The following is a 20,631-nucleotide window of genomic DNA, read 5'->3' on the forward strand; positions in this document are numbered from 1 at the left end:
CGAAAATAGCTGACCCTGTGGTCAGCTGATCGACTTGACCTTGCCGCGCATTTTTTCGGCCATGCTGGCCATCTCGTCGTACAGCGCCTGCGGATTCTTCTGCTTCAGTGCCCAGGCCATACGGCCCATCTCATGCGGCAGAATCAGGAAGCTGCCCTTGGCCACTTCGTCATGAATGTAAGTGGCGATATCTGCCGCGCTGATCGGCGAGCTTTCCAGCAGCTTGCCGACCTGAGCCTTCATCGCCGGAGTCGGGCCACGGAAGGAGTCCAGCAGGTTGGTCTGGAAGAAGGATGGGCAGACCACGTGCACGCCGATCTCCAGTTGACGCAGCTCTACCAGCAGACTTTCCGACAGCGCCACCACACCGGCCTTGGCGACGTTGTAGTTACTCATGCCCGGCCCCTGCATCAGCGCCGCCATCGAGGCGATGTTGACGATCTTGCCCTTGCTCTTTTCCAGCAGCGGCAGGAATGCCTTGCAACCCTTGACCACGCCCATCAGGTTGATCGAGATCTGCCAGTCCCAGTCCTCCAGCGACAGTTCGCTGAAAAAGCCGCCAGAGGCGACACCGGCGTTGTTGACGATGATGTCGATACCACCGAACTGCTCCTCGCAGGCCTGCGCCAGAGCGGTCAGCTGGCTGTAGTCACGCACGTCGCAACGTCGGGTGAAGCCATCACCGCCAGCCTCACGGACCAGTTTCAATGTTTCCGCCAGGCCGGCCTCGTTGACGTCAGCCAGCGCCAGTCGCCAGCCCTCGCGTGCCCAACGCAGGGCAATTTCGCGTCCCAGGCCGGAGCCCGCGCCAGTGATCATCATGCGGTTTTGCATAGCAGCCCTGCCTTCAATGTTTGGTTGCAATCGCTGCCAGTGTAGCGAAGGCAATAAAGCACCCGCGCCTTCATCAGACTTATGAATAGGGAGGGCAAATCGCGATCAAGCCTTATTGCGCCAGCGCCAGATCAGCCAGGCGTATACGCTCAGGTTGACCAACACCACGATCGCGCCCAGGTAGAGCTGGATTTTTGGCGTGAGCCCGGCCGGATAAATCAGCGGTATCAGGTAGTGCTCGATAAAGCCGCCGTCATAGCCGGCCTGCCCGGCCGCACGGCGTAACTGGTTTTCCCAGGGCGTCAGCGGACACCCCAGATGCAAACACTCCACCACGATGCCCCAGGCCACTGCAGGTATATGCAGCCAGATCAGACGCGGCCAGCGCAGCAGCAACAAGCCACCTAGTAGCACGAACAGGATGAAACCCAGGTGCACCAGCACCAGGGCATCGGCAGCCATGCGCCAAAGCATTGCGGCTCAGTCCACCACGAACAGGCGTGCGCCAGACATCGTCGATGAACGATGAGCCTCGGCCCCATCAGCCACCTGATAACTCATACCAGGCTTGAGCACGAATTCCCGGCCATCCTCAAGCTCGGTGGTCAGCTCTCCCTCCAGGCACAACAGCACATGCCCTTTTCGGCACCAGTGGTCGGCCAGGTAGCCCGGTGAATACTCGACCATGCGTACCCGCAGAGTACCGAACTGGCAGGTGCGCCAGCGCGCTACGCCACGCTCACCCGGATGCTCGGTCGCTGGTATCGCAGCCCAGTCCGTTACGCCAAAGGGAATATCACTGATCTGCATCGCCCAACTCCACCGCAAGAGAGCGCCACCTTAACGCAGACACCCCGAGGCAAAATAAATAGAAAGAGACTTTCTAAGAATAGAAATCAATTGACCAATGCTATCAAGGCCATGCAAAGGCCACATTTCACGACACTGACGAACAGGACTAGCCTCTCTTACATAACGAAATGATTCTCAACGAGGTGCATCATGCTCAAGACCCTGACCTTCACCATCATGCACTTCTGCATCGCCTTCGCCGTTACCTATGCCCTGACTGGCAGTGTCGCAGCCAGCGGCATGGTGGCGGCCATCGAGCCCCTGTGCAACTCGGTGGGCTTCTACTTCCACGAGAAGGTCTGGCAGCGTTTCGAGCGCCGTCGTCAGCCTGCGGCAGAGCGCCCAAAGCATGCCTGGCTGCACCACCACGCCTGATTGAAAAAGCCTGAAGTCAGTGGTCGCGCGCCTCTTGTTGCGGCTACGCATGTTTCCTTGAGATAAGGCAGGATAGTCTGGCACTTTGCCCCGCTTGCTGCTGTCATAAGCCAGCTGCTCAACCCAGACGTTCTCTTATTCAAAGGGGCTTAATACATGCCCAGCCTTGCCCGACTCGCCGCCTTGCTCGGCGGCCTGGTCTTCTGTGCCTCCGCGATGGCCGCCGACGTGGATGCCGAAAGCTACGGCTACCCACTGGCCAACCCTTTCGAGGCGACCATCGCCACCACGCCGCCGGAGCTGCGCCCGACGCTGCCGGCCGATGGCGACATCCGGCAACGCGACTACTCGGTACGCCTGCGGCCGGATCGTGAGTTTGAATTGCTGGACAACTTCTGGCCGGTGACCAAGCTGCGTTACCGCCTGGCCCAGCAGAACGGTCGTGCGCCGCTGATTTTCATCATCTCCGGCACCGGCGCGCACTACGCCAGCGGCACCACCGAGTACCTGAAGAAGCTGTTCTACGGCGCAGGCTTCCATGTCGTGCAGCTGTCGTCGCCGACCAGCTACGACTTCATGGCCGCTGCCTCGCGCTCGGCCACGCCAGGCTACAGCCCGGATGATGCCGACGATCTGTACCGCGCCATGCAGGCCGTGCGTGCTCAGCATCCAAAGCTGGAGGTCAGCGAGTTCCTGCTGACCGGCTACAGCCTGGGGGCGCTGCATGCCGCCTTCGTCAGCCAGTTGGACGAAACCCGCCGAGCCTTCGATTTCAAACGCGTGCTGCTGCTCAACCCGCCGGTCAACCTCTACACCTCTGTCAGCAACCTGGACAAGCTGGTGCAGACCAAGGTGCAAGGCATCGACAACAGCACCAATTTCTATGACCTGGTGCTGGGCAAGCTGACTCGCTACTTCAACGACAAGGGCTACCTCGATATCAACGAGGCCATGCTCTACGACTTCCAACAATCCAAGGAAAAGCTCTCCGACGAGCAGATGGCAATGCTGATCGGCACCTCGTTCCGCTTCTCGTCGGCCGATATCGTCTTCACTTCGGACCTGCTCAACCGCCGTGGCCTGATCACTCCGCGCGACTACCGCATCACCGAGAGCACCAGCCTCACGCCATTCTTCCAGATGGCCCTGCGCTGCGACTTCGATTGCTACATCGCCGAACAGTTGATGCCCATGTGGCGTGCGCGCTATGACGGCGGCAGCCTCAACCAGTTGATCGACAAGAGCAGCCTCTATGCCCTGGAGGACTACCTCAAAGGCAGCGACAAGGTCTCGGTGATGCACAATGCCGACGACCTGATCCTCGGCCCAGGCGATATCGGCTTCCTGCGCCGCACCTTTGGCGAGCGCCTGACCCTTTACCCGCGTGGCGGGCACTGCGGCAACCTCAACTATCGCGTCAACAGCGACGCCATGCTGGAGTTCTTCCGTGGTTAAGCACAGTACCCTTATCCTCGCCCTGCTGCTGGCCAGCGGGCAGACACTGGCCGAAGGCCAGGTCGACGCAGACGGCTTCACCAATCCGCTGCAGAACCTGCAATTCAACCCTGGGTTGGATCAACAGGAGTTCGAACGCGCCTCCAGCGACGCCCTGCAGGTCTATGACCCACTGGAGTCGTGGAACCGCCGCGTCTACCACTTCAACTACCGTTTCGATCAGTGGGTGTTCCTGCCCGTGGTCGACGGCTACCGCTACGTCACGCCCAATCTGGTGCAGACCGGCGTGCACAACTTCTTCAACAACCTCGGCGAGATCCCCACGCTGGCCAACAGCGTGCTGCAGCTCAAGGGCAAGCGGGCGATGAATAGCACCGCGCGCTTGCTGTTCAACACCATACTCGGAGTGGGCGGCGTCTGGGACCCGGCGACGAAGATGGGCCTGCCGCGCCTGAGCGAAGACTTCGGCCAGACGCTGGGTTACTACGGCGTGCCTGCCGGCCCGTACCTGATGCTGCCGCTGCTAGGCCCGTCGAACCTGCGCGATACCGGTGGACTGGTGGCGGATTACAGCCTGGAGAATGCGGTCAACTACCTTGATGTGGCCGACGCCAGCCGCAGCAACCCAGGCATTACCGTGCTGCGCGTGGTCGATACCCGCGCCAACACCGGTTTCCGCTACGGCCAGCTGAACTCGCCATTCGAGTACGAAAAGCTGCGCTTCTTTTATCACGAGTCGCGCAAGTTGAAGATCGCCGACTGAGCAAGGGTTATGCATCGACTTTATCGATGCATAACCCGTAAATTTTCCACCCAAATATCGATTCAATGCGACTAGCATGGCGTCATGCCTACCATTCAAGGAGCTCGCCATGACCTCGCAACGCCGCGTCATCAGCATCCAGTCCGGCCAACCCGCCTCCGACGGCGCCGGTGTGCGCCTCAACCGCGTGATCGGCGGCCCCGGCCTGGAGCGCTTCGATCCGTTTCTGATGCTCGACGAGTTTTCTACCGACAATCCCGACGACTACATCGCCGGCTTCCCGCCGCACCCGCATCGTGGCTTCGAGACCATCACCTACATGCTCGAGGGGCGCATGCGCCATGAGGATCACCTGGGCAACGTCGGTCTGCTCGGCAGCGGCGGCGTACAGTGGATGACTGCTGCGCGCGGCATCATCCACAGCGAGATGCCCGAGCAGGAGTCCGGAGCCATGCGCGGCTTCCAGCTGTGGCTTAACCTGCCAGCCAAGGACAAGCTGGGCGAAGCGGGTTATCGCGACATTCCAGCCAGCGAGATCCCGCGCATCAACACCGCGTCCGGTGCCGAGGTGGTGGTGATCGCCGGTGAGTTCGATGACGGCGATATCCGCCAGGCTGGCGCCGTGCAACGTCCGCACACCCAGCCTCAGCTGTTCGACCTGAATCTGCCAGCCGGCAGCCAGATCTCACCGCGCCTGGCCGATGGTCAGCGGGTGATGCTCTACGTCTACCAGGGTTTGCTGGAGCTGCCTGGGGCCAGCGCTCAACCGGTCAGTGCCGGGCACCTGGTGCGCCTGTCCGACGAGGGTGAGCTGCACCTGGCCAGCGCCCAGGGTGCGCGAGTGCTGCTGATCGCCGGCACACCGCTGAACGAGCCCATCGTGCAGTACGGGCCGTTCGTGATGAACAGCCGCGAGGAAATCGAACAGGCCCTGCGCGATTTTCGTGATGGCGTGCTGGCCTGAGCTGAATCAGGCGGACTGGACGACTTCGGTCAAGCCGAGAAAACGGCAGAGGTCGGCCTTGCGCGTCATCGCGTCCTGGTAGCCTAGTTCGATCAGTTCGTTGCAATAGCCAGGCTCGAACAGCAGGTAACTGAGCACGCCCGCCCCACCCGCCTTGGTCGCACCCGGCCCACGCAGAAACAGTCGCAGCGCCTTGGGCAGCTCACGCTGATGGCGCGCGGCGATCTGATCCAGCGGCTGGCTCGGCGCGATCACCAGCACATCCACCGGATTCAAGCCCAAACCGCGCGGGCGCCGCTCAGGCGGCACCAGCGCGCTCATCTGGTTGAGTCGCTCGAGCAGCTCGATATCGGTTTCCAGGTTGTCGATGAAGGTGCTGTTGAGCATATGCCCACCGATCTGCGCTAGGCTCGGCGGGCGGTTGGCAGGGTTGACCGGAGCAGGCACTTGCGGATCACCGTGCGCGTTGCCACTGACTCCAATCACCAGCACGCGGCTGGCGCCAAGGTGCAGCGCGGGGCTGATCGGGGCTGCCTGGCGCACCGCACCGTCACCGAAATATTCGCGGTTGATCTTTACCGGCGGAAAGATCAGCGGGATCGACGCGCTAGCCAGCAGGTGGTCGAGTTGCAACCGCGCCGGCACACCCACGCGGCGGTGGCGGAACCAGGGGTCGATGGTGGCGCGGCCTTGGTAGAAGGTCATTGCCTGCCCGCTTTCGTAGCCGAAGGCCGTCACCGCCACGGCACGCAGCTGGCGATGACGCACCGCCGCCGCGATACCAGAGAAATCCAGCTCGCGCTCCAGCAACTCGCGCAATGGCGAACTGTCGAGCAAGGCCACCGGCACATCGCGCCCCAGACCGAGCAAGCTGTGGCCAACGAAGCGTGCCGCCTGGCGCAGCACGCCCGGCCAATCGCTGCGGTACACCATGTGGGTATGAAAGCCTTGCCAGACCGAGGTCAGGCGCCGTACCGCCTCGCCGAACTGCAGTGCGCCACAGCCCAGGCTGACGGCATTGATCGCCCCGGCCGAGGTGCCAACTATCACCGGAAAGGGGTTGTGCGAGGCGTCCGGCAGCAGGTCGGCAATGGCCGACAGCACGCCCACCTGATAGGCCGCCCGTGCCCCACCACCAGAGAGGATCAACCCGGTAACGGGCGCATCGGGACTGGCAATCACGGTCATCGGGCGATCCTGTTTTTCGTTGCAGTATAGATGGGCTACGCGCGCTTTCCGTACAGCTTCGGCTCGCCCTCGGGACGCGTCTTGAAGCGACGATGCGCCCACAGGTACTGCTCCGGGCAGGCGCTCACCACCTGCTCGATCCACTGATTGATGCGCAGGCAATCGGCCTCTTCGCTGTCACCCGGGAAGCCTTCAAGCGGCGGATGGATCACCAGGCGATAACCGCTGCCGTCGGCCAAACGCTGCTGGGTGAAGGGCACCACGCGCGCCTTGCCCAGGCGAGCGAACTTGGTGGTGGCGGTAACCGTCGCCGCCTGGATACCGAACAACGGCACGAAGATGCTCTGCTTGCGCCCATAGTCCTGATCCGGCGCATACCAGATGGCGCGACCGGCACGCAGCACCTTGAGCATCGCTCGAATATCCTCACGCTCGATGGCGGTGGCATCGAGGTTGTGGCGCTCGCGGCCACGGCGCTGGATGTAGTCGAACAGCGGGTTGTCGTGCTCGCGGTACATGCCGTCGATGGTGTGCAACTGACCGAGCAGAGCGGCGCCAATCTCCAGGGTGGTGAAATGCACGGCCATGAGGATCACGCCCTGCCCCTCGGCCTGCGCCCGCTGCAGATGCTCGAGGCCCTCGACATGCGCCAGGCGAGCCAGGCGCGCCTTGGGCCACCACCAGCTCATGGCCATCTCGAAGAAGGCGATACCGGTGGAGGCGAAATTCTCCTTCAACAGACGTTCGCGCTCGGCAGCACTCTTGCCTGGGAAACACAGCTCCAAATTGCGCGCGGCAATCTGCCGGCGCGAGCTCGCCGTGCGATACATCAGCCAGCCCAGTGCCCGCCCCAGCTTCAGTTGCAGCGCGTAAGGCAGCTGCACCACCAGCCACAGCAACCCGAACCCCAGCCACAGTGGCCAGAAGCGCGGATGAAGAAAATAGGCGCGAAAGCGGGGGCGATCCATGAGGCGTTTCCGATCACATACAAAGCCGCGCATTCTAACGCAGTTTTCCCCCTCGCTCGGCGGCTTCGCTGCGAGCCATGCTGGTCACGGCGACCGCCCAGCGGCGGGACAGCTTCGCCTCCGGTCGGACTCGTCTGCTCAGGCGGCTTGCGGCATGCGGGCTATCTCGTTATAAGTCCGGGCATCTTTCGACTCGCCAGAAGGCCCATCGCATCACCATGAGCCAAGCCGACCTCCTCGCCCAAGACCCCGTATTCCAGCTCAAGGGCAGCATGCTCGCCATCACTGTGATGGAACTGGCGCACAACGATCTCGAACGCCTCGATGCGCAACTGACGGAAAAAGTCGCCCAGGCCCCGGCCTTCTTCAGCAATACGCCGCTGGTACTGGCCCTGGACAAACTGCCGGAAGGCGAAGGCGAGTTGGACCTGGCCGAGCTGATGGCGGTCTGCCGCCGCCACGGCCTGCGTACCCTGGCCATCCGAGCCTCTCGCGAAAGCGATGTCGCCGCAGCCGAAGCCATGGATCTGCCAGTACTGCCGCCATCCGGCGCACGCGAACGCCCTCTCGATCCTGCGCCGAAAAAAATTGTAGAAAAGCCCGCCGAACCCGAGCACAAACCCAGCCGCATCATCACCAGCCCGGTGCGCGGCGGGCAGCAGGTCTATGCCCAGGGTGGCGATCTGATCGTGCTGGCGCCGGTCAGCGCCGGGGCGGAACTTCTCGCCGATGGCAACATCCATGTTTACGCGCCCATGCGCGGCCGCGCTCTGGCGGGCATCAAGGGCAACACCAAGGCACGGATTTTCTGTCAGCAAATGGGCGCCGAAATGCTGTCGATCGCCGGCCATTACAAGGTCGCCGAAGACCTGCGCCGCGACCCGCTGTGGGGCGATGCGGTACATGTCAGCCTGTCGGGTGACGTGTTGAACATCACCCGCCTTTAACGGATACTGCGGCCACTTTTTTACGGACACAAAAAGGCATCTGGAAGCCTCAATTGGCTGACGGATTCCCGCGTTTTATTCATTTTTAGGGTGAATCACCTTGGCCAAGATCCTCGTAGTCACTTCCGGCAAGGGTGGCGTCGGTAAAACCACCACCAGCGCCGCCATCGGTACCGGCCTCGCCCTGCGCGGCCACAAGACCGTCATCGTCGACTTCGACGTCGGCCTGCGTAACCTCGACCTGATCATGGGCTGCGAACGCCGCGTGGTGTACGACTTCGTCAACGTGGTCAACGGCGAAGCCACCCTCACTCAGGCCCTGATCAAGGACAAGCGTCTCGAGAACCTCTACGTGCTGGCCGCCAGCCAGACCCGTGACAAGGACGCGCTGACCCTCGAAGGCGTCGAGAAAGTCATCAATGAGCTGTCGCAGAATTTCGAATACGTGGTCTGCGACTCGCCTGCTGGTATCGAGAAGGGTGCACACCTAGCGATGTATTTCGCCGACGAAGCCATCGTCGTGACCAACCCGGAAGTGTCCTCGGTACGTGACTCCGACCGCATGCTCGGCCTACTGGCGAGCAAATCGCGCCGCGCCGAGAAAGGCGAAGACCCTATCAAGGAACACCTGCTGCTGACCCGCTACAACCCCGAGCGCGTCACCAAGGGCGAAATGCTCGGCGTCGAAGACGTCGAGGAAATCCTCGCCATCCGCCTGCTCGGCGTGATCCCCGAATCCCAGGCCGTACTCAAGGCATCCAACCAGGGCATCCCGGTCATCCTCGATGACCAAAGCGATGCCGGCCAGGCCTACAGCGACGCTGTTGATCGCCTGCTTGGCAAGGAAGTCGCGCACCGCTTCCTGGATGTGAAGAAGCAGGGGTTCCTGCAGCGCCTGTTTGGAGGTCGAGAATGAATATTTTTGACTTCTTGCGTTCGCGCAAGAAGGAAACCACCGCATCCATCGCCAAAGAGCGCCTGCAGATCATCGTTGCCCACGAACGTGGCCAGCGTACTCAGCCGGACTACCTGCCTGCCCTGCAGCAGGAGTTGGTGGAAGTGATCCGCAAGTACGTCAACATCGACTCTGACCAGGTACAGGTTGCACTGGAAAACCAGGGCAGCTGCTCGATTCTGGAGTTGAACATCACTCTGCCGGATCGTTAATCGAGTACAGTTGCGCTCACGGCGGCTTCGGCCGCCGTGTTCGTTTGTAGCCCTCGATAGCCCGTAGGAGCGAGCTCTGCTCGCGAATATCGGTGACCTGCATTTTTCGCGAGCAGAGCTCGCTCCTACCAGACCGTTGCGAACGCCCCATGCCGCTTAGCCAGATCGAAATTCTCCACCAGGACGCCGCCTTGCTGGTGATCAACAAGCCCACCCTACTGCTGTCGGTGCCCGGCCGCGCCGATGACAACAAGGATTGCCTGGTCACCCGCCTACAGGAAAACGGCTACCCCGAGGCGCGCATCGTCCATCGGCTGGACTGGGAAACATCCGGCATCATCGTCCTGGCCCGCGATGCCGACAGCCACCGCGAGCTGTCGCGCCAGTTCCACGACCGCGAAACCGAGAAGGCCTACACCGCCCTGTGCTGGGGCCAGCCGCAGGCCGATAGCGGCAGCATCGACCTGCCGCTGCGCTACGACCCGCCGACCAAGCCGCGTCACGTCGTCGATCACGAACTGGGCAAGCATGCCCTGACCCACTGGCGCATCGTCGAACGCTGCGGCGACTGGTGCCGGGTCGAGCTCACACCCATCACCGGCCGTTCGCACCAGTTGCGCGTGCATATGTTGTCCATCGGTCATCCGCTGCTGGGCGACCGTCTCTACGCCCACGAACAGGCCCTGGCCGCCCATGAGCGCCTGTGCCTGCACGCCAGCATGCTCGCCCTCACCCATCCGCAAACAGGCGAACGTCTGCGCTTCGAATGCCCGGCGCCGTTCTGATAACTCCCTCCCCTCCCGTAGAGTGCGCAATGCGCACCAGCAAAGGCGACGGGGCAATCTCAGACGGCAGACGCGCAGCGCTCCCTACCCGCAGATAGCCTGAAACTATCGCCCCAAACAGGTGCGCAGCCGGCACAGCGCGATGCAAATTGGTTACACTCGCGCCATCGTTGCCCGGAGTCCCTATGCGCGAAGAACTGATCCAAGGCTTGCTCGATTTTCTCAACGCCTCGCCGACGCCTTTCCATGCCACCACCAGCCTGGCCATGCGCCTGGAAGCCGCGGGTTACCGCCATCTAGACGAACGCGCGCCCTGGCAGACCGAAGCCGGCGGCCGCTATTACGTGACCCGCAACGACTCCTCGATCATCGCTTTCAAGCTGGGCAAGCGCCCGGCCGTCGATGGCGGCATTCGCCTGGTCGGTGCCCATACCGACAGCCCCTGCCTGCGCGTCAAGCCGAATCCGGAACTACAGCGCCAGGGCTTCTTCCAGCTCGGCGTGGAAGTCTACGGCGGCGCCCTGCTCGCCCCCTGGTTCGACCGCGACCTGTCGCTGGCCGGCCGCGTGACCTACCGCCGCGATGGCAAGGTCGAAAGCCAACTGATCGACTTCTACCAGCCCATCGCCGTGATCCCCAGCCTGGCCATCCACCTCAACCGTGAAGCCAACCAGGGCTGGGCGATCAATCCGCAGAACGAACTGCCGCCGATTCTGGCCCAACTGGCCAGCAGCGAAACCGCCGACTTCCGCGCGCTGCTCGCCGAACAGCTGGCCATGGAGCACGACTTCAACCCGGACGCAGTGCTGGACTATGAACTGAGCTTCTACGACACCCAGAGCGCCGCCATCGTCGGTCTCAACCAGGATTTCATCGCCAGCGCCCGCCTGGACAATCTGCTGTCCTGCTACGCCGGCCTGCTGGCACTGATCGAGTCCGATGACGAGGCAACCTGCGTACTGGTCTGCACCGACCACGAAGAAGTCGGCTCCTGCTCCGCCTGTGGCGCCGACGGCCCCTTCCTCGAACAGGTGCTGCGCCGCGTACTGCCTGGCGGCGATGCTTTCGTTCGCGCGATCCAGCGCTCGCTGCTGGTGTCGGCGGACAACGCCCACGGCGTACACCCCAACTACGCCGACAAGCACGACGGCAACCACGGGCCCAAGCTCAACGCCGGCCCGGTGATCAAGATCAACAGCAACCAGCGCTACGCCACCAACAGCGAGACCGCCGGTTTCTTCCGCCACCTGTGCCTGGAAAACGAAGTACCGGTGCAAAGCTTCGTGGTGCGCAGCGACATGGGCTGCGGCTCCACCATCGGCCCGATCACAGCCAGCCAGCTTGGCGTGCGCACGGTCGACATCGGCCTGCCGACCTTCGCCATGCACTCGATCCGCGAACTGGCCGGCAGCCATGATCTGGATCACCTGGTGAAAGTGTTGACCGCCTTCTATTCCAGCAGCGACCTGCCTTGAGGCCCGAGATGATCGAACATATCCGCAACAGCCTGCAGGAAGCCCAGCGCGCGCTGGAGGCCTTCCTCGCCAACGAGCAGACCCTGGGCAACATCCAAAAGGCCGCTGAACTGCTGGTTGAAAGCTTCGAGAACAAAGGCAAGGCCTTTTCCTGCGGTAATGGCGGCTCGATGTGCGACGCCATGCACTTCGCCGAGGAACTGACCGGGCGCTACCGCAAGAACCGTCCCGGCATCGCCGCCGTGTCGATCAGCGACCCCAGCCATATCAGCTGCGTGGCCAACGACTTTGGTTACGACTTCATCTTCTCGCGCTACATCGAGTCCCACGGCCGCGCAGGAGACGTTTTGATCGCCATCAGCACCAGCGGCAAGAGCCCGAACGTGGTCAAGGCTGCTGAAGCCGCCAAGACGCTGGGCGTGAAGGTGATCGCCCTGACCGGCAAGCCCGGCTCACTGCTGGAAAGCCTGGCCGATGTGTGCATCTGCGCCCCCGGCGGCGACTTCGCCGACCGCGTGCAGGAACTGCACATCAAGACCCTGCACATCCTCATCGAACTGATCGAGCGCAAGCTGAGCCCGCAGAACTACGCCTGAGAATGGGTAGGGGGGGGGCTGGACGGCGATCCGATTCAGCCCATCGTCGGCCTACATGGCATGCAGGCTGACTAGTGGGCTGAAGCCCACCCTACTCGGCTGGGCGATCTTCGGCGTTGCGCCAATGCTGGGTTACGCCGCCGCTATTGTGGTGGCGTGTTCAACAAGGTGACAGGCGCCGCTCTCCTAAACTGCCAGCCCTGTAGGAGCGAGTTCTGCTCGCGAACAGCAGCAGCAAAAGCTTCGCGAGCAGAGCTCGCTCCCACAAAAGCGCGAGTCAGGCGGCGCGCAGGCGCTTCGGGGTCAGCCCCATGTAACGGCGCATGGCCGTGGTCAGGGCGCTCTGGCTGGAAAAGCCACATTCCTCGGCGATGCGTACCAGCGGCAGATTGCTCTCACGCAGCATTCGCGCAGCGCGGTCGAGACGGGTCTTGAGCAGGTACTGATGCGGGGTCAGGCCGACACTGTCCTTGAACAGGGCATGAAAGTGGCTGGGGCTCAGGCACATCTCCTGAGCCAGTTCGGCAACACTGATCCGCCGGGCCAGATGTTCAGCTATGTAGTCGTTCAGGCGTTGCAGATCCAGTGTCCCTCGCGGCTGCCTGCGCTGCTCGCCGAACAGGCGCAGGTGCAAGGCCCGCAGCAGGACGCCACCAAGAGAACGTGCGAGGATCGGGTCGCTGCCATAGCGTTCCAGTTCGGCGCCGGCATAGGTCAGAAGGTGCTGAAAATCGACATCAAGGGCGGGATAGCGAGGTGTTTCGAACAGACGATGGAGCAGCTCCAGGTCTTCACTGGGGGTGTCCTGCTCGTCCAGATCCAGAATCAGCATGCGGTTGTCGCCCATGCCGGCGAACTGGTGAGCGGCGTCGCCTGGCACCAGACAGGCGCGCATGCGACAGACCTCCCCACCGCGGCCGCCGACTTCAAATTCGGCGCGCCCGATCAGGGACATCACCAGCTGATGATGATCGTGGGCATGTTCATGGGCCTGTTCATCCAGGCGGATCACACGGGCTTGCAACATCGCAAAAGACTGGCGGCACGAAACAAGGGTTGCACTTTACTCCTTTCAGAGGGAAAACGCCGCAACCTCCCATCAGCGAGATGGTTGCACCTATAGCAACCTGAAAGAAAGCACACCACTGCATACCATCAGGCTCCATTAACGTGCACTTACCAAGCGTTTATCAGACCATATTCCACAGTTGCGGCAACTGGCAGGAGAGTTGCTTCGAACCTGCAATCGGTACAACAAGCGAGCCCCAATGAGTGACGCAACACTGATTCTCCTCGTGCTGGCCACGTTGCTGGCACTGGCCTATGGCCTGTTGCGACGCGTACGAACGCGTCGTGACCACGCAGGCAAACAGGCGGACGCCGATATCGTACGGCGCTGCCTCGACCTGCTTCAGGCATTGCAGAAACACCGCGGCCTGGGCGCACAGCAGGACGCCGATGGTGTAGCCCAGCGCAACGCGCTGGCGCACCAGCTAGACGGGCTCTGGCTTGGCTGGTCCGACACCGACCTGCAATTGCCGCCACTGCAGCAGCACTGGCCACGGCTACGCCGCAACCCAGCCGACTTCGATGCGCATTGCCGGCTGATCGAGGCCTTGCTGGGCGTGATCGAACAGTTCGAAGATCGCCTCTACCGTCACCATCACCACCCTGGCGTTCGTGGTCTTGGTGAGTCCTGCCGCTCGCTTGAAGACCTCGCCAGGCTGCGCGGTCTGACCGTACGCGCGGCCAACTACCAACGCTGCCCGCCCGGTTTGCAGATGCAACTGCGCTTTCTCTGCAACCGGCTGTTCGACCAGGAACAGGATCCGCACCTGCTCGCCCTGCTCGAACGCCTGCAGAGCGACCTGATCGAGGCACCGCGAATTCGCCTCACCCCAGGCGAATGCTTTGCCTTGCTCACTCCGCTGATCGAACAGCGCCTGCTGGGCATTCGCCTGACTCTTGAGTGAACCGTTGAAATAACCCTGCGGTCGCCCCATGTAGCTCCCAACGTACACGTAAAGGTGCTCCATGAACGATCAGGACAACACCCCGGAAACCGTCGAAGTTCACGTCCAGGCCGATAGCACCGGCCTGGTATTGCCCGCGCAGCAGTTGCCGGACAAGCTCTACATCATCCCCATCCACAACCGCCCGTTCTTCCCGGCCCAGGTGTTGCCGGTGATCGTCAACGAGCAACCCTGGGGCCGAACCCTCACCCGTGTTGGCAACACCGAGCACAAGTGCATGGCGGTGTTCTTCGTCGACACCCCACCGGACGAGCACGGCGAGTTCGATCTCGACAGCCTGCCCGAACACGGCACCCTGGTGCGCGTGCACCATGTCAGCGAGGAAGGCGGCAAACTGCAGTTTGTTGCCCAGGGCCTGACCCGCGTGCGCATTCGCGGCTGGCTCAGCCGCCGCGGCCCATACCTGGCCGAAGTCGAATATCCGCAGGCGCCCAACGACCCGCGCGACGAGGTCAAGGCCTATGGCATGGCGCTGATCAACGCGATCAAGGAGCTGCTGCCGCTCAACCCGCTGTACAGCGAAGAGCTGAAGAACTACCTGAACCGCTTCAGCCCCAATGATCCGTCGCCGCTCACCGACTTCGCCGCCGCGTTGACCACCGCCCCGGGCCGCGAGCTGCAGGAGGTGCTCGACACCGTACCCATGCTCAAGCGCATGGAGAAGGTGCTGCCGCTGCTGCGCAAGGAGGTGGAGGTCGGCCGCCTGCAGAAGGAGCTGTCGGCCGAGGTGAACAAACAGATCGGCGAGCGCCAGCGCGAGTTCTTCCTCAAGGAACAGCTCAAGCTGATCCAGCAGGAGCTGGGCATCAGCAAGGACGACAAGAGCGCCGACCGTGAGGAGTTCCTCGCCCGCCTCGAAGGCAAGAGCCTGCCTGCGCCCGCGCAGAAGCGCATCGACGAGGAACTGAACAAGCTGTCGATCCTCGAAGCTGGCTCGCCGGAATATGCTGTCACCCGCAATTACCTGGACTGGGCAACGGCTCTGCCCTGGGGCATCCATGGCCAGGACAAGCTCGACCTCGGCCGCGCGCGCAAGGTGCTGGACAAGCACCACGCGGGCATGGACGACATCAAGGAGCGCATCACCGAATTCCTGGCCGTCGGTGCCTTCAAGGGCGAGATCGCCGGTTCCATCGTGCTGCTGGTCGGCCCACCCGGCGTGGGCAAGACCAGCATCGGCAAGTCCATCGCCGAATCCCTCGGCCGGCCGTTCTACCGCTTCTCGGTGGGCGGCATGCGTGACGAGGCGGAGATCAAGGGTCATCGCCGCACCTACATCGGTGCCATGCCCGGCAAGCTGGTACAGGCGCTGAAGGAAGCCGAGGTGATGAACCCGGTGATCATGCTCGACGAGATCGACAAGATGGGCGCCAGCTACCAGGGCGATCCGGCCTCGGCGTTGCTGGAAACCCTCGATCCGGAGCAGAACGTCGAGTTCCTCGACCACTACCTGGATCTGCGCCTGGATCTGTCCAAGGTGCTGTTCGTCTGCACCGCCAACACCCTCGACTCGATTCCCGGGCCGCTGCTCGACCGCATGGAAGTGATCCGCCTGTCCGGCTACATCACCGAGGAAAAGCTGGCCATCGCCAAGCGCCACCTGTGGCCCAAGCAACTGGACAAGGCCGGCGTGCCGAAGGCGCGACTGTCCATCAGCGATGCAGCGCTGCGTGCAGTCATCGAAGGCTATGCCCGCGAGGCTGGCGTGCGTCAGTTGGAGAAGCAGTTGGGCAAGCTGGTGCGCAAATCGGTGGTCAAACTTCTGGAGGATCCCGAGGCGAAGATCCGCATCGGCGCCAAAGACCTGGAAGAAGCCCTCGGCATGCCGGTGTTCCGCAATGAACGGGTGCTGGCCGGCACCGGAGTGATCACCGGCCTGGCCTGGACCAGCATGGGCGGCGCCACCCTGCCGATCGAGGCGACGCGCATACATACGCTCAATCGCGGCTTCAAGCTCACCGGCCAGCTCGGCGAGGTGATGAAGGAATCGGCGGAGATTGCCTACAGCTACGTCAGCTCGCATCTGAAGCAGTTCGGCGGCGACCCGAGCTTCTTCGACCAGGCCTTCGTCCACCTGCACGTGCCGGAAGGCGCCACGCCCAAGGACGGCCCCAGCGCCGGCATCACCATGGCCAGTGCGCTGCTCTCCCTGGCGCGCAACCAGGCGCCGAAAAAAGGCGTGGCGATGACTGGCGAGCTGACCCTCACCGGCCAGGTGCTGCCCATCGGTGGCGTGCGCGAAAAGGTGATCGCGGCGCGGCGGCAGAAGATCTTCGAGCTGATCCTGCCGGAGGCCAACCGTGGCAGTTACGAGGAGCTGCCGGACTATCTCAAGGAAGGTTTGACCGTGCACTTCGCCAAGCGCTATGGGGACGTGGCCAAGGTGCTGTTCGACTAAAGAAGCATATGTAGGAGCGAGCTCTGCTCGCGAAGCTTTTCAGCGTCGCCGACATTCGCGAGCAGAGCTCGCTCCTAGAGCAAACCGTGCGTCTCTACGGTCGCCACCGACAGGTCTATGCCGCTATGCTGAGCCAGGTTTCGTCGACTGGAGTTCGTCATGCACGCCACCTTGCGCCTGCTTATCCTGCCAGCCCTGGCCCTGCTTACGGCCTGCGCCCATCAATCCGGCACGCTGGAGCTGAAGAAAGATCGGCAGTGCCCGCTGACGCTGAACAAGGGCCAGCAGCTGATTCTCACCCTGCCCAGCAACCCCACCACCGGGTTTCGATGGGACGTGCGTGATGCTGCGCCGGGCGTACTGCAGAGCCTCGGCCCCGAGGTCTACAGCAACCCGGAAGACGCTGGACTGGTAGGTGCTGGCGGCATCTCCACCTGGCGCTTCACCGCACGTGAGCCAGGCGAAGGTCGCCTGCTGCTGACCTACCAGCAGCCTTGGGAGCCGAACGTGCCGCCAGCGGAAACCTTCGAGTGTGAAGTGCGGGTGAAGTGACCTGAAGTGCTTCTGTGGGAGGGGCTTTAGCCGCGACTAATCGACATCAATCGCCGCTAAAGCGCCTCCCACGAATCCGTAGAGCGTGTGCAACCCGCTACCTATTCATGGCGGGTTGCACCCGCCCTACAGGCTGCAAACGAACAAGGGGCGCTTCATGCGCCCCTTTCGTTTCCGCGTTTCGCGGCTGAAGCCGCTCCTACAATCAGAGGCGTACGCGACCTATGTAGGAGCGGCTTCAGCCGCGAATGGCCTCAGCTCTTGAGCCGGTAACCGGTCTTGAAGATCCAGCCCACCAGCAGAATGCATAGCGCCAGGAAGCCCAGCACCATCGCCAGGCTGACACCGACATTGACGTCGGATACGCCATAGAAGCTCCAACGGAAGGCGCTGATCAGGTACACCACCGGGTTGAACAGGGTCACCGTCTGCCAGGCTGGCGGCAGCATGCTGATCGAATAGAAGGCGCCGCCGAGGAAGGTCAGCGGCGTGACGATCAGCGCCGGGACGATCTGCAGTTTCTCCCAACCATCAGCCCAGACGCCGATAATGAAGCCGAACAGGCTGAAGGTCAGTGCAGTGAGCACCAGGAACGCCGCCATCCACAGCGGATGCTGAATCTCGAAGTCGACGAACAGCCTCGCCGTGAGCAGGATGATCAGGCCGAGGATGACCGACTTGGTCGCCGCCGCCCCGACATAGCCGATCAGGATCTCCAGGTAGGACACCGGCGCCGAAAGAATCTCGTAGATGCTCCCGGAATACTTGGGCATGTAGATGCCGAACGAGGCATTGGAAATGCTCTCGGTCAGCAGCGCCAGCATGATCAGCCCGGGAATGATGAAGGCGCCGTAGCTCACGCCGTGCACCTGAGTCATGCTCGAACCGATGGCCGAGCCGAACACCACGAAATACAGCGAGGTGCTGATCACCGGCGTGGCGATGCTCTGCAGCAGGGTGCGCCAGGTGCGCGCCAGCTCGAACAGGTAGATGGCCTTGATGGCGTACAGGTTCATGCGCAAATCTCCATTTCAGGGCGCTGAGAAGCGTAGCGAGCGAAGGTCAGGCAAGGCGAAATCGGGCGAGGCCGCGGAGTGTACGCGCTGTACATGAGCAGGCCGAGCCTGATTTCAACGCAGCCTGGGCGAGCGCAGTAGCTTCTCATCGGCCTGAGACCAGTGACACGAAGATTTCCTCCAGAGAGCTCTGGCTCGACTGCAGATCCTTGAAGTCGATGCCGTGCTGGGCCAGGTCGCGCAGCAGTTCGGCGATACCGGTGTTCTCGTGCTGCGCATCGAAGGTGAACACCAGGGCATGGCCCTGATCGGCCAACTCCAGGCCATAGCGCGCCAGCTCGGCCGGCACGCAGGACAACGGCTGCTGCAGGTGCAGGGTCAGCTGCTTCTTGCCCAGCTTGTGCATCAGCACCTGTTTGTCTTCCACCAGGATGATGCGGCCCTTGCTGATCACCCCGATGCGGTCGGCCATTTCCTCGGCCTCTTCGATGTAGTGGGTGGTCAGGATGATGGTCACACCGCGCTCGCGCAGGCGCCGCACCATGTTCCACATGTCGCGGCGCAGTTCGACGTCGACGCCCGCGGTGGGCTCGTCAAGGAAGAGAATCTGCGGCTCGTGCGAGAGCGCCTTGGCGATCATCACCCGGCGCTTCATGCCGCCGGACAGTTCCATGATCTTGGCGTTGCGTTTGTCCCATAGCGACAGGTCCTTGAGCAGCTGCTCCAGGTAGTCCGGGTCGGGCTTCTTGCCGAACAGGCCACGGCTGAACTTGACTGTCGCCCAGACGGTTTCGAACACGTCGCTGACCAGTTCCTGCGGCACCAGGCCGATCTGCGAGCGGGCCGCGCGGTAGTCACGGACGATGTCCTTGCCGCCGACCAGCACCTTGCCCTCGCCCGGATTGACGATGCCGCAGATGATGCTGATCAGGGTGGTCTTGCCGGCGCCATTGGGGCCGAGCAAGGCGAAAATCTCGCCCTGGCGAATCTCCAGGTCGATGCCTTGCAGCGCCGGATGGCCGGACGCATAGATCTTGTTCAGTTGCTGGATGGAAATGACCGACTGCACGGTGGGTTGTCCCTTGCCTGCGGAAAACGCAACAGCTTACAGGGCATGAGGCACCGACATCAGCGCGCGGAAGAAAAAACGGCGCACTTGTGGTGCGCCGGGGGGTGCTGCAAGGAGGGAAGGAACGATTGCACCGCTCGTGACGGTGCAACGATAGGCCAGGCAGCGATTGCCAACCCGGCGTATTCAGAACCGTAGGGCGGGTGAAACCCGCCGCCTCGGTTGGCGGGTTGCAGCCGCCCTACAATGGAGTCAGCAACTCGCCGGTAGCGATGAAGGCACGCAGGTTATCCAGCACCAGATCGGCCATCTGCTGGCGCGTCTCGACGCTGGCGCTGCCGACGTGCGGCAGCAGTACCACGTTGTCCAGTTCGCGCAGCGCCGCCGGTACCTGAGGCTCACGCTCGAAAACGTCCAGCCCGGCGCCGCCGATCACCTTCTGCTGCAACGCCGTGATCAGCGCGGCCTCATCGACCACCGAACCACGCGCGACGTTGACCAGAAAGCCATCCGGGCCGAGTGCTTCGAGCACCTCGGCGTTGATCAGGTGATGGGTGGCCTTGCCGCCCGGACAGGTCAGCACCAGGAAGTCCGCCCAGCGCGCCAGCGCCAGCAGATCCGGCTCGTGCTGGTAAGGGCTGCCCTCGAGCGCACGGCGATTGTGGTAACTCACCGGCATGGAGAAACCGGAGGCGCGCAAGGCCACTGCCTCGCCGATGCGGCCAAGGCCGACGATGCCCAGGCGCTTGCCGCTGACCCGACGCGCCAGCGGGAAACCCGTGGTGCTGTTCCAGGCGCCACTGCGCACGAATCGATCAGCCTCGGACAGGCGTCGTGCGCTGTCGATCATCAGGCCCATGGCCAGGTCGGCGACGCAGTCGTTTAGCACGTCCGGCGTGGTGCTGAGGACGATGCCGCGATCACGCAACAGATCCAGCGGATAGGGATCGTAGCCCACGCCGAAACTGCAGATTGCGCGCAGATTCGGCAGCAGCGCGAGCTGGTCAGCCGTGCAGCCGAAGCGTGCCGAGGACACCATGTAGACGAACTGCTCGCCCTGTTCACGCAGGAATGCCAGCGGCTCGGCCTGTTGCCACAGCGCGCTGACCTCGTACTCCTCAGCCAGCTCGCGGTTGAAACGCTCGCTCAGCGGGCCGATCTGCAGCACCTTGGGTTTGCTCATGGTTCCTCCTG

The 20,631-nt window shown here is 62.7% G+C and carries 22 protein-coding genes; 13 read left to right on the forward strand and 9 right to left on the reverse strand.

Annotation, left to right across the window (positions count from 1 at the left end):
• Positions 1-21: 21 nt before the first annotated feature.
• From ACNFCJ_RS06470 to ACNFCJ_RS06480, 3 genes are all read right to left on the reverse strand, one after another.
• Positions 22-834 (reverse strand): SDR family oxidoreductase, encoded by an 813-nt coding sequence (locus tag ACNFCJ_RS06470; protein WP_017677984.1) that lies wholly within the window; start codon positions 832-834, stop codon positions 22-24.
• A gap of 105 nt (positions 835-939) precedes the next feature.
• Positions 940-1,308 carry a DUF2784 domain-containing protein gene (locus ACNFCJ_RS06475; protein WP_343350735.1) on the reverse strand — a complete coding sequence of 123 codons (369 nt, stop codon included), beginning with the start codon at positions 1,306-1,308 and terminating at the stop codon, positions 940-942.
• 6 nt (positions 1,309-1,314) lie between these two features.
• Complete coding sequence (locus tag ACNFCJ_RS06480) at positions 1,315-1,644, reverse strand: DHCW motif cupin fold protein (RefSeq protein ID WP_416770453.1); 330 nt, start codon at positions 1,642-1,644, stop codon at positions 1,315-1,317.
• Between the two features lie 192 nt (positions 1,645-1,836).
• Between ACNFCJ_RS06480 and ACNFCJ_RS06485 the strand changes: the two genes are divergently transcribed.
• The 4 genes from ACNFCJ_RS06485 to ACNFCJ_RS06500 all read left to right on the forward strand — a co-directional run bounded on the left by ACNFCJ_RS06485 (position 1,837) and on the right by ACNFCJ_RS06500 (position 5,243).
• On the forward strand, positions 1,837-2,061 hold the full coding sequence (locus ACNFCJ_RS06485) for a DUF2061 domain-containing protein (RefSeq protein ID WP_099522227.1): 225 nt from the start codon (positions 1,837-1,839) through the stop codon (positions 2,059-2,061).
• Positions 2,062-2,217: 156 nt separating this feature from the next.
• A complete protein-coding gene (locus ACNFCJ_RS06490) occupies positions 2,218-3,516 on the forward strand; it encodes a serine/threonine protein kinase (protein WP_416770454.1) in 1,299 nt (432 codons plus the stop codon).
• Positions 3,509-4,279, forward strand: coding sequence for a VacJ family lipoprotein (locus ACNFCJ_RS06495; protein ID WP_143506055.1), 771 nt, complete (start codon positions 3,509-3,511; stop codon positions 4,277-4,279). Before ACNFCJ_RS06490 ends, ACNFCJ_RS06495 begins: the two co-directional genes overlap by 8 nt.
• A 109-nt stretch (positions 4,280-4,388) precedes the next feature.
• Positions 4,389-5,243 (forward strand): pirin family protein, encoded by an 855-nt coding sequence (locus ACNFCJ_RS06500; RefSeq protein ID WP_416770456.1) that lies wholly within the window; start codon positions 4,389-4,391, stop codon positions 5,241-5,243.
• Between the two features lie 6 nt (positions 5,244-5,249).
• On the opposite strand, the gene ACNFCJ_RS06505 is transcribed toward ACNFCJ_RS06500, so the two are convergent.
• Both ACNFCJ_RS06505 and ACNFCJ_RS06510 read right to left on the reverse strand, forming a co-directional pair.
• A complete protein-coding gene (locus ACNFCJ_RS06505; protein ID WP_416770457.1) occupies positions 5,250-6,431 on the reverse strand; it encodes a patatin-like phospholipase family protein in 1,182 nt (393 codons plus the stop codon).
• Positions 6,432-6,466: 35 nt separating this feature from the next.
• Positions 6,467-7,399, reverse strand: a complete 933-nt coding sequence (locus tag ACNFCJ_RS06510) for a lipid A biosynthesis lauroyl acyltransferase (protein WP_416770458.1) — start codon at positions 7,397-7,399, stop codon at positions 6,467-6,469.
• A gap of 218 nt (positions 7,400-7,617) precedes the next feature.
• Here ACNFCJ_RS06510 and minC point away from each other — a divergent pair, with 218 nt between their 5' ends.
• The 6 genes from minC to lpcA all read left to right on the forward strand — a co-directional run bounded on the left by minC (position 7,618) and on the right by lpcA (position 12,369).
• Complete coding sequence (gene minC / locus ACNFCJ_RS06515) at positions 7,618-8,346, forward strand: septum site-determining protein MinC (protein WP_143506051.1); 729 nt, start codon at positions 7,618-7,620, stop codon at positions 8,344-8,346.
• A gap of 100 nt (positions 8,347-8,446) precedes the next feature.
• Positions 8,447-9,262, forward strand: coding sequence for a septum site-determining protein MinD (gene minD, locus ACNFCJ_RS06520; RefSeq protein WP_084341516.1), 816 nt, complete (start codon positions 8,447-8,449; stop codon positions 9,260-9,262).
• Positions 9,259-9,513: a cell division topological specificity factor MinE gene (gene minE / locus ACNFCJ_RS06525; RefSeq protein ID WP_004423407.1), complete on the forward strand. Its 255-nt coding sequence runs from the start codon at positions 9,259-9,261 to the stop codon at positions 9,511-9,513. Before minD ends, minE begins: the two co-directional genes overlap by 4 nt.
• 149 nt (positions 9,514-9,662) lie before the next feature.
• Positions 9,663-10,298, forward strand: coding sequence for an RluA family pseudouridine synthase (locus ACNFCJ_RS06530; protein WP_143506050.1), 636 nt, complete (start codon positions 9,663-9,665; stop codon positions 10,296-10,298).
• A gap of 185 nt (positions 10,299-10,483) precedes the next feature.
• Positions 10,484-11,773: a M18 family aminopeptidase gene (locus ACNFCJ_RS06535; protein ID WP_416770460.1), complete on the forward strand. Its 1,290-nt coding sequence runs from the start codon at positions 10,484-10,486 to the stop codon at positions 11,771-11,773.
• An 8-nt stretch (positions 11,774-11,781) separates the two neighbouring features.
• Positions 11,782-12,369, forward strand: coding sequence for a D-sedoheptulose 7-phosphate isomerase (lpcA, locus tag ACNFCJ_RS06540; RefSeq protein WP_037003644.1), 588 nt, complete (start codon positions 11,782-11,784; stop codon positions 12,367-12,369).
• 277 nt (positions 12,370-12,646) lie between these two features.
• Here lpcA and ACNFCJ_RS06545 read toward each other — a convergent pair whose 3' ends face one another.
• Positions 12,647-13,396, reverse strand: coding sequence for a helix-turn-helix domain-containing protein (locus ACNFCJ_RS06545; protein WP_416770462.1), 750 nt, complete (start codon positions 13,394-13,396; stop codon positions 12,647-12,649).
• Positions 13,397-13,637: 241 nt separating this feature from the next.
• Between ACNFCJ_RS06545 and ACNFCJ_RS06550 the strand changes: the two genes are divergently transcribed.
• The 3 genes from ACNFCJ_RS06550 (at position 13,638) to ACNFCJ_RS06560 (ending at position 17,352) form a co-directional block, all read left to right on the forward strand.
• Entirely contained in the window at positions 13,638-14,342 is a 705-nt protein-coding gene (locus ACNFCJ_RS06550; RefSeq protein ID WP_416770463.1) for a hypothetical protein, read from the forward strand.
• A 61-nt stretch (positions 14,343-14,403) separates the two neighbouring features.
• A complete protein-coding gene (lon, locus tag ACNFCJ_RS06555) occupies positions 14,404-16,800 on the forward strand; it encodes an endopeptidase La (protein WP_416770465.1) in 2,397 nt (798 codons plus the stop codon).
• A gap of 159 nt (positions 16,801-16,959) precedes the next feature.
• A complete protein-coding gene (locus ACNFCJ_RS06560; protein WP_416770467.1) occupies positions 16,960-17,352 on the forward strand; it encodes a protease inhibitor I42 family protein in 393 nt (130 codons plus the stop codon).
• A 254-nt stretch (positions 17,353-17,606) separates the two neighbouring features.
• On the opposite strand, the gene ACNFCJ_RS06565 is transcribed toward ACNFCJ_RS06560, so the two are convergent.
• The 3 genes from ACNFCJ_RS06565 to ACNFCJ_RS06575 form a co-directional block, all read right to left on the reverse strand.
• Entirely contained in the window at positions 17,607-18,368 is a 762-nt protein-coding gene (locus ACNFCJ_RS06565) for an ABC transporter permease (RefSeq protein ID WP_041977426.1), read from the reverse strand.
• Between the two features lie 145 nt (positions 18,369-18,513).
• Positions 18,514-19,437, reverse strand: a complete 924-nt coding sequence (locus tag ACNFCJ_RS06570) for an ABC transporter ATP-binding protein (RefSeq protein ID WP_416770469.1) — start codon at positions 19,435-19,437, stop codon at positions 18,514-18,516.
• A 241-nt stretch (positions 19,438-19,678) separates the two neighbouring features.
• Entirely contained in the window at positions 19,679-20,620 is a 942-nt protein-coding gene (locus ACNFCJ_RS06575; protein ID WP_416770471.1) for a 2-hydroxyacid dehydrogenase, read from the reverse strand.
• Positions 20,621-20,631 lie beyond the last annotated feature (11 nt).

The organism is Pseudomonas sp. NY15364 (genome assembly GCF_048068235.1).
Taxonomy (GTDB): Bacteria; Pseudomonadota; Gammaproteobacteria; order Pseudomonadales; family Pseudomonadaceae; genus Aquipseudomonas; species Aquipseudomonas mendocina_D.

Coding starts and splice junctions, on each gene's coding strand:
- ACNFCJ_RS06470 (WP_017677984.1), bottom strand. CDS start 834: ATGCAAAACCGCATGATGATCACTGGCGCGGGCTCCGGCCTGGGACGC.
- ACNFCJ_RS06475 (WP_343350735.1), bottom strand. CDS start 1,308: ATGCTTTGGCGCATGGCTGCCGATGCCCTGGTGCTGGTGCACCTGGGT.
- ACNFCJ_RS06480 (WP_416770453.1), bottom strand. CDS start 1,644: ATGCAGATCAGTGATATTCCCTTTGGCGTAACGGACTGGGCTGCGATA.
- ACNFCJ_RS06485 (WP_099522227.1), top strand. CDS start 1,837: ATGCTCAAGACCCTGACCTTCACCATCATGCACTTCTGCATCGCCTTC.
- ACNFCJ_RS06490 (WP_416770454.1), top strand. CDS start 2,218: ATGCCCAGCCTTGCCCGACTCGCCGCCTTGCTCGGCGGCCTGGTCTTC.
- ACNFCJ_RS06500 (WP_416770456.1), top strand. CDS start 4,389: ATGACCTCGCAACGCCGCGTCATCAGCATCCAGTCCGGCCAACCCGCC.
- ACNFCJ_RS06505 (WP_416770457.1), bottom strand. CDS start 6,431: ATGACCGTGATTGCCAGTCCCGATGCGCCCGTTACCGGGTTGATCCTC.
- ACNFCJ_RS06510 (WP_416770458.1), bottom strand. CDS start 7,399: ATGGATCGCCCCCGCTTTCGCGCCTATTTTCTTCATCCGCGCTTCTGG.
- minC (WP_143506051.1), top strand. CDS start 7,618: ATGAGCCAAGCCGACCTCCTCGCCCAAGACCCCGTATTCCAGCTCAAG.
- minE (WP_004423407.1), top strand. CDS start 9,259: ATGAATATTTTTGACTTCTTGCGTTCGCGCAAGAAGGAAACCACCGCA.
- ACNFCJ_RS06530 (WP_143506050.1), top strand. CDS start 9,663: ATGCCGCTTAGCCAGATCGAAATTCTCCACCAGGACGCCGCCTTGCTG.
- ACNFCJ_RS06535 (WP_416770460.1), top strand. CDS start 10,484: ATGCGCGAAGAACTGATCCAAGGCTTGCTCGATTTTCTCAACGCCTCG.
- lpcA (WP_037003644.1), top strand. CDS start 11,782: ATGATCGAACATATCCGCAACAGCCTGCAGGAAGCCCAGCGCGCGCTG.
- ACNFCJ_RS06545 (WP_416770462.1), bottom strand. CDS start 13,396: ATGTTGCAAGCCCGTGTGATCCGCCTGGATGAACAGGCCCATGAACAT.
- ACNFCJ_RS06550 (WP_416770463.1), top strand. CDS start 13,638: ATGAGTGACGCAACACTGATTCTCCTCGTGCTGGCCACGTTGCTGGCA.
- lon (WP_416770465.1), top strand. CDS start 14,404: ATGAACGATCAGGACAACACCCCGGAAACCGTCGAAGTTCACGTCCAG.
- ACNFCJ_RS06560 (WP_416770467.1), top strand. CDS start 16,960: ATGCACGCCACCTTGCGCCTGCTTATCCTGCCAGCCCTGGCCCTGCTT.
- ACNFCJ_RS06565 (WP_041977426.1), bottom strand. CDS start 18,368: ATGAACCTGTACGCCATCAAGGCCATCTACCTGTTCGAGCTGGCGCGC.
- ACNFCJ_RS06575 (WP_416770471.1), bottom strand. CDS start 20,620: ATGAGCAAACCCAAGGTGCTGCAGATCGGCCCGCTGAGCGAGCGTTTC.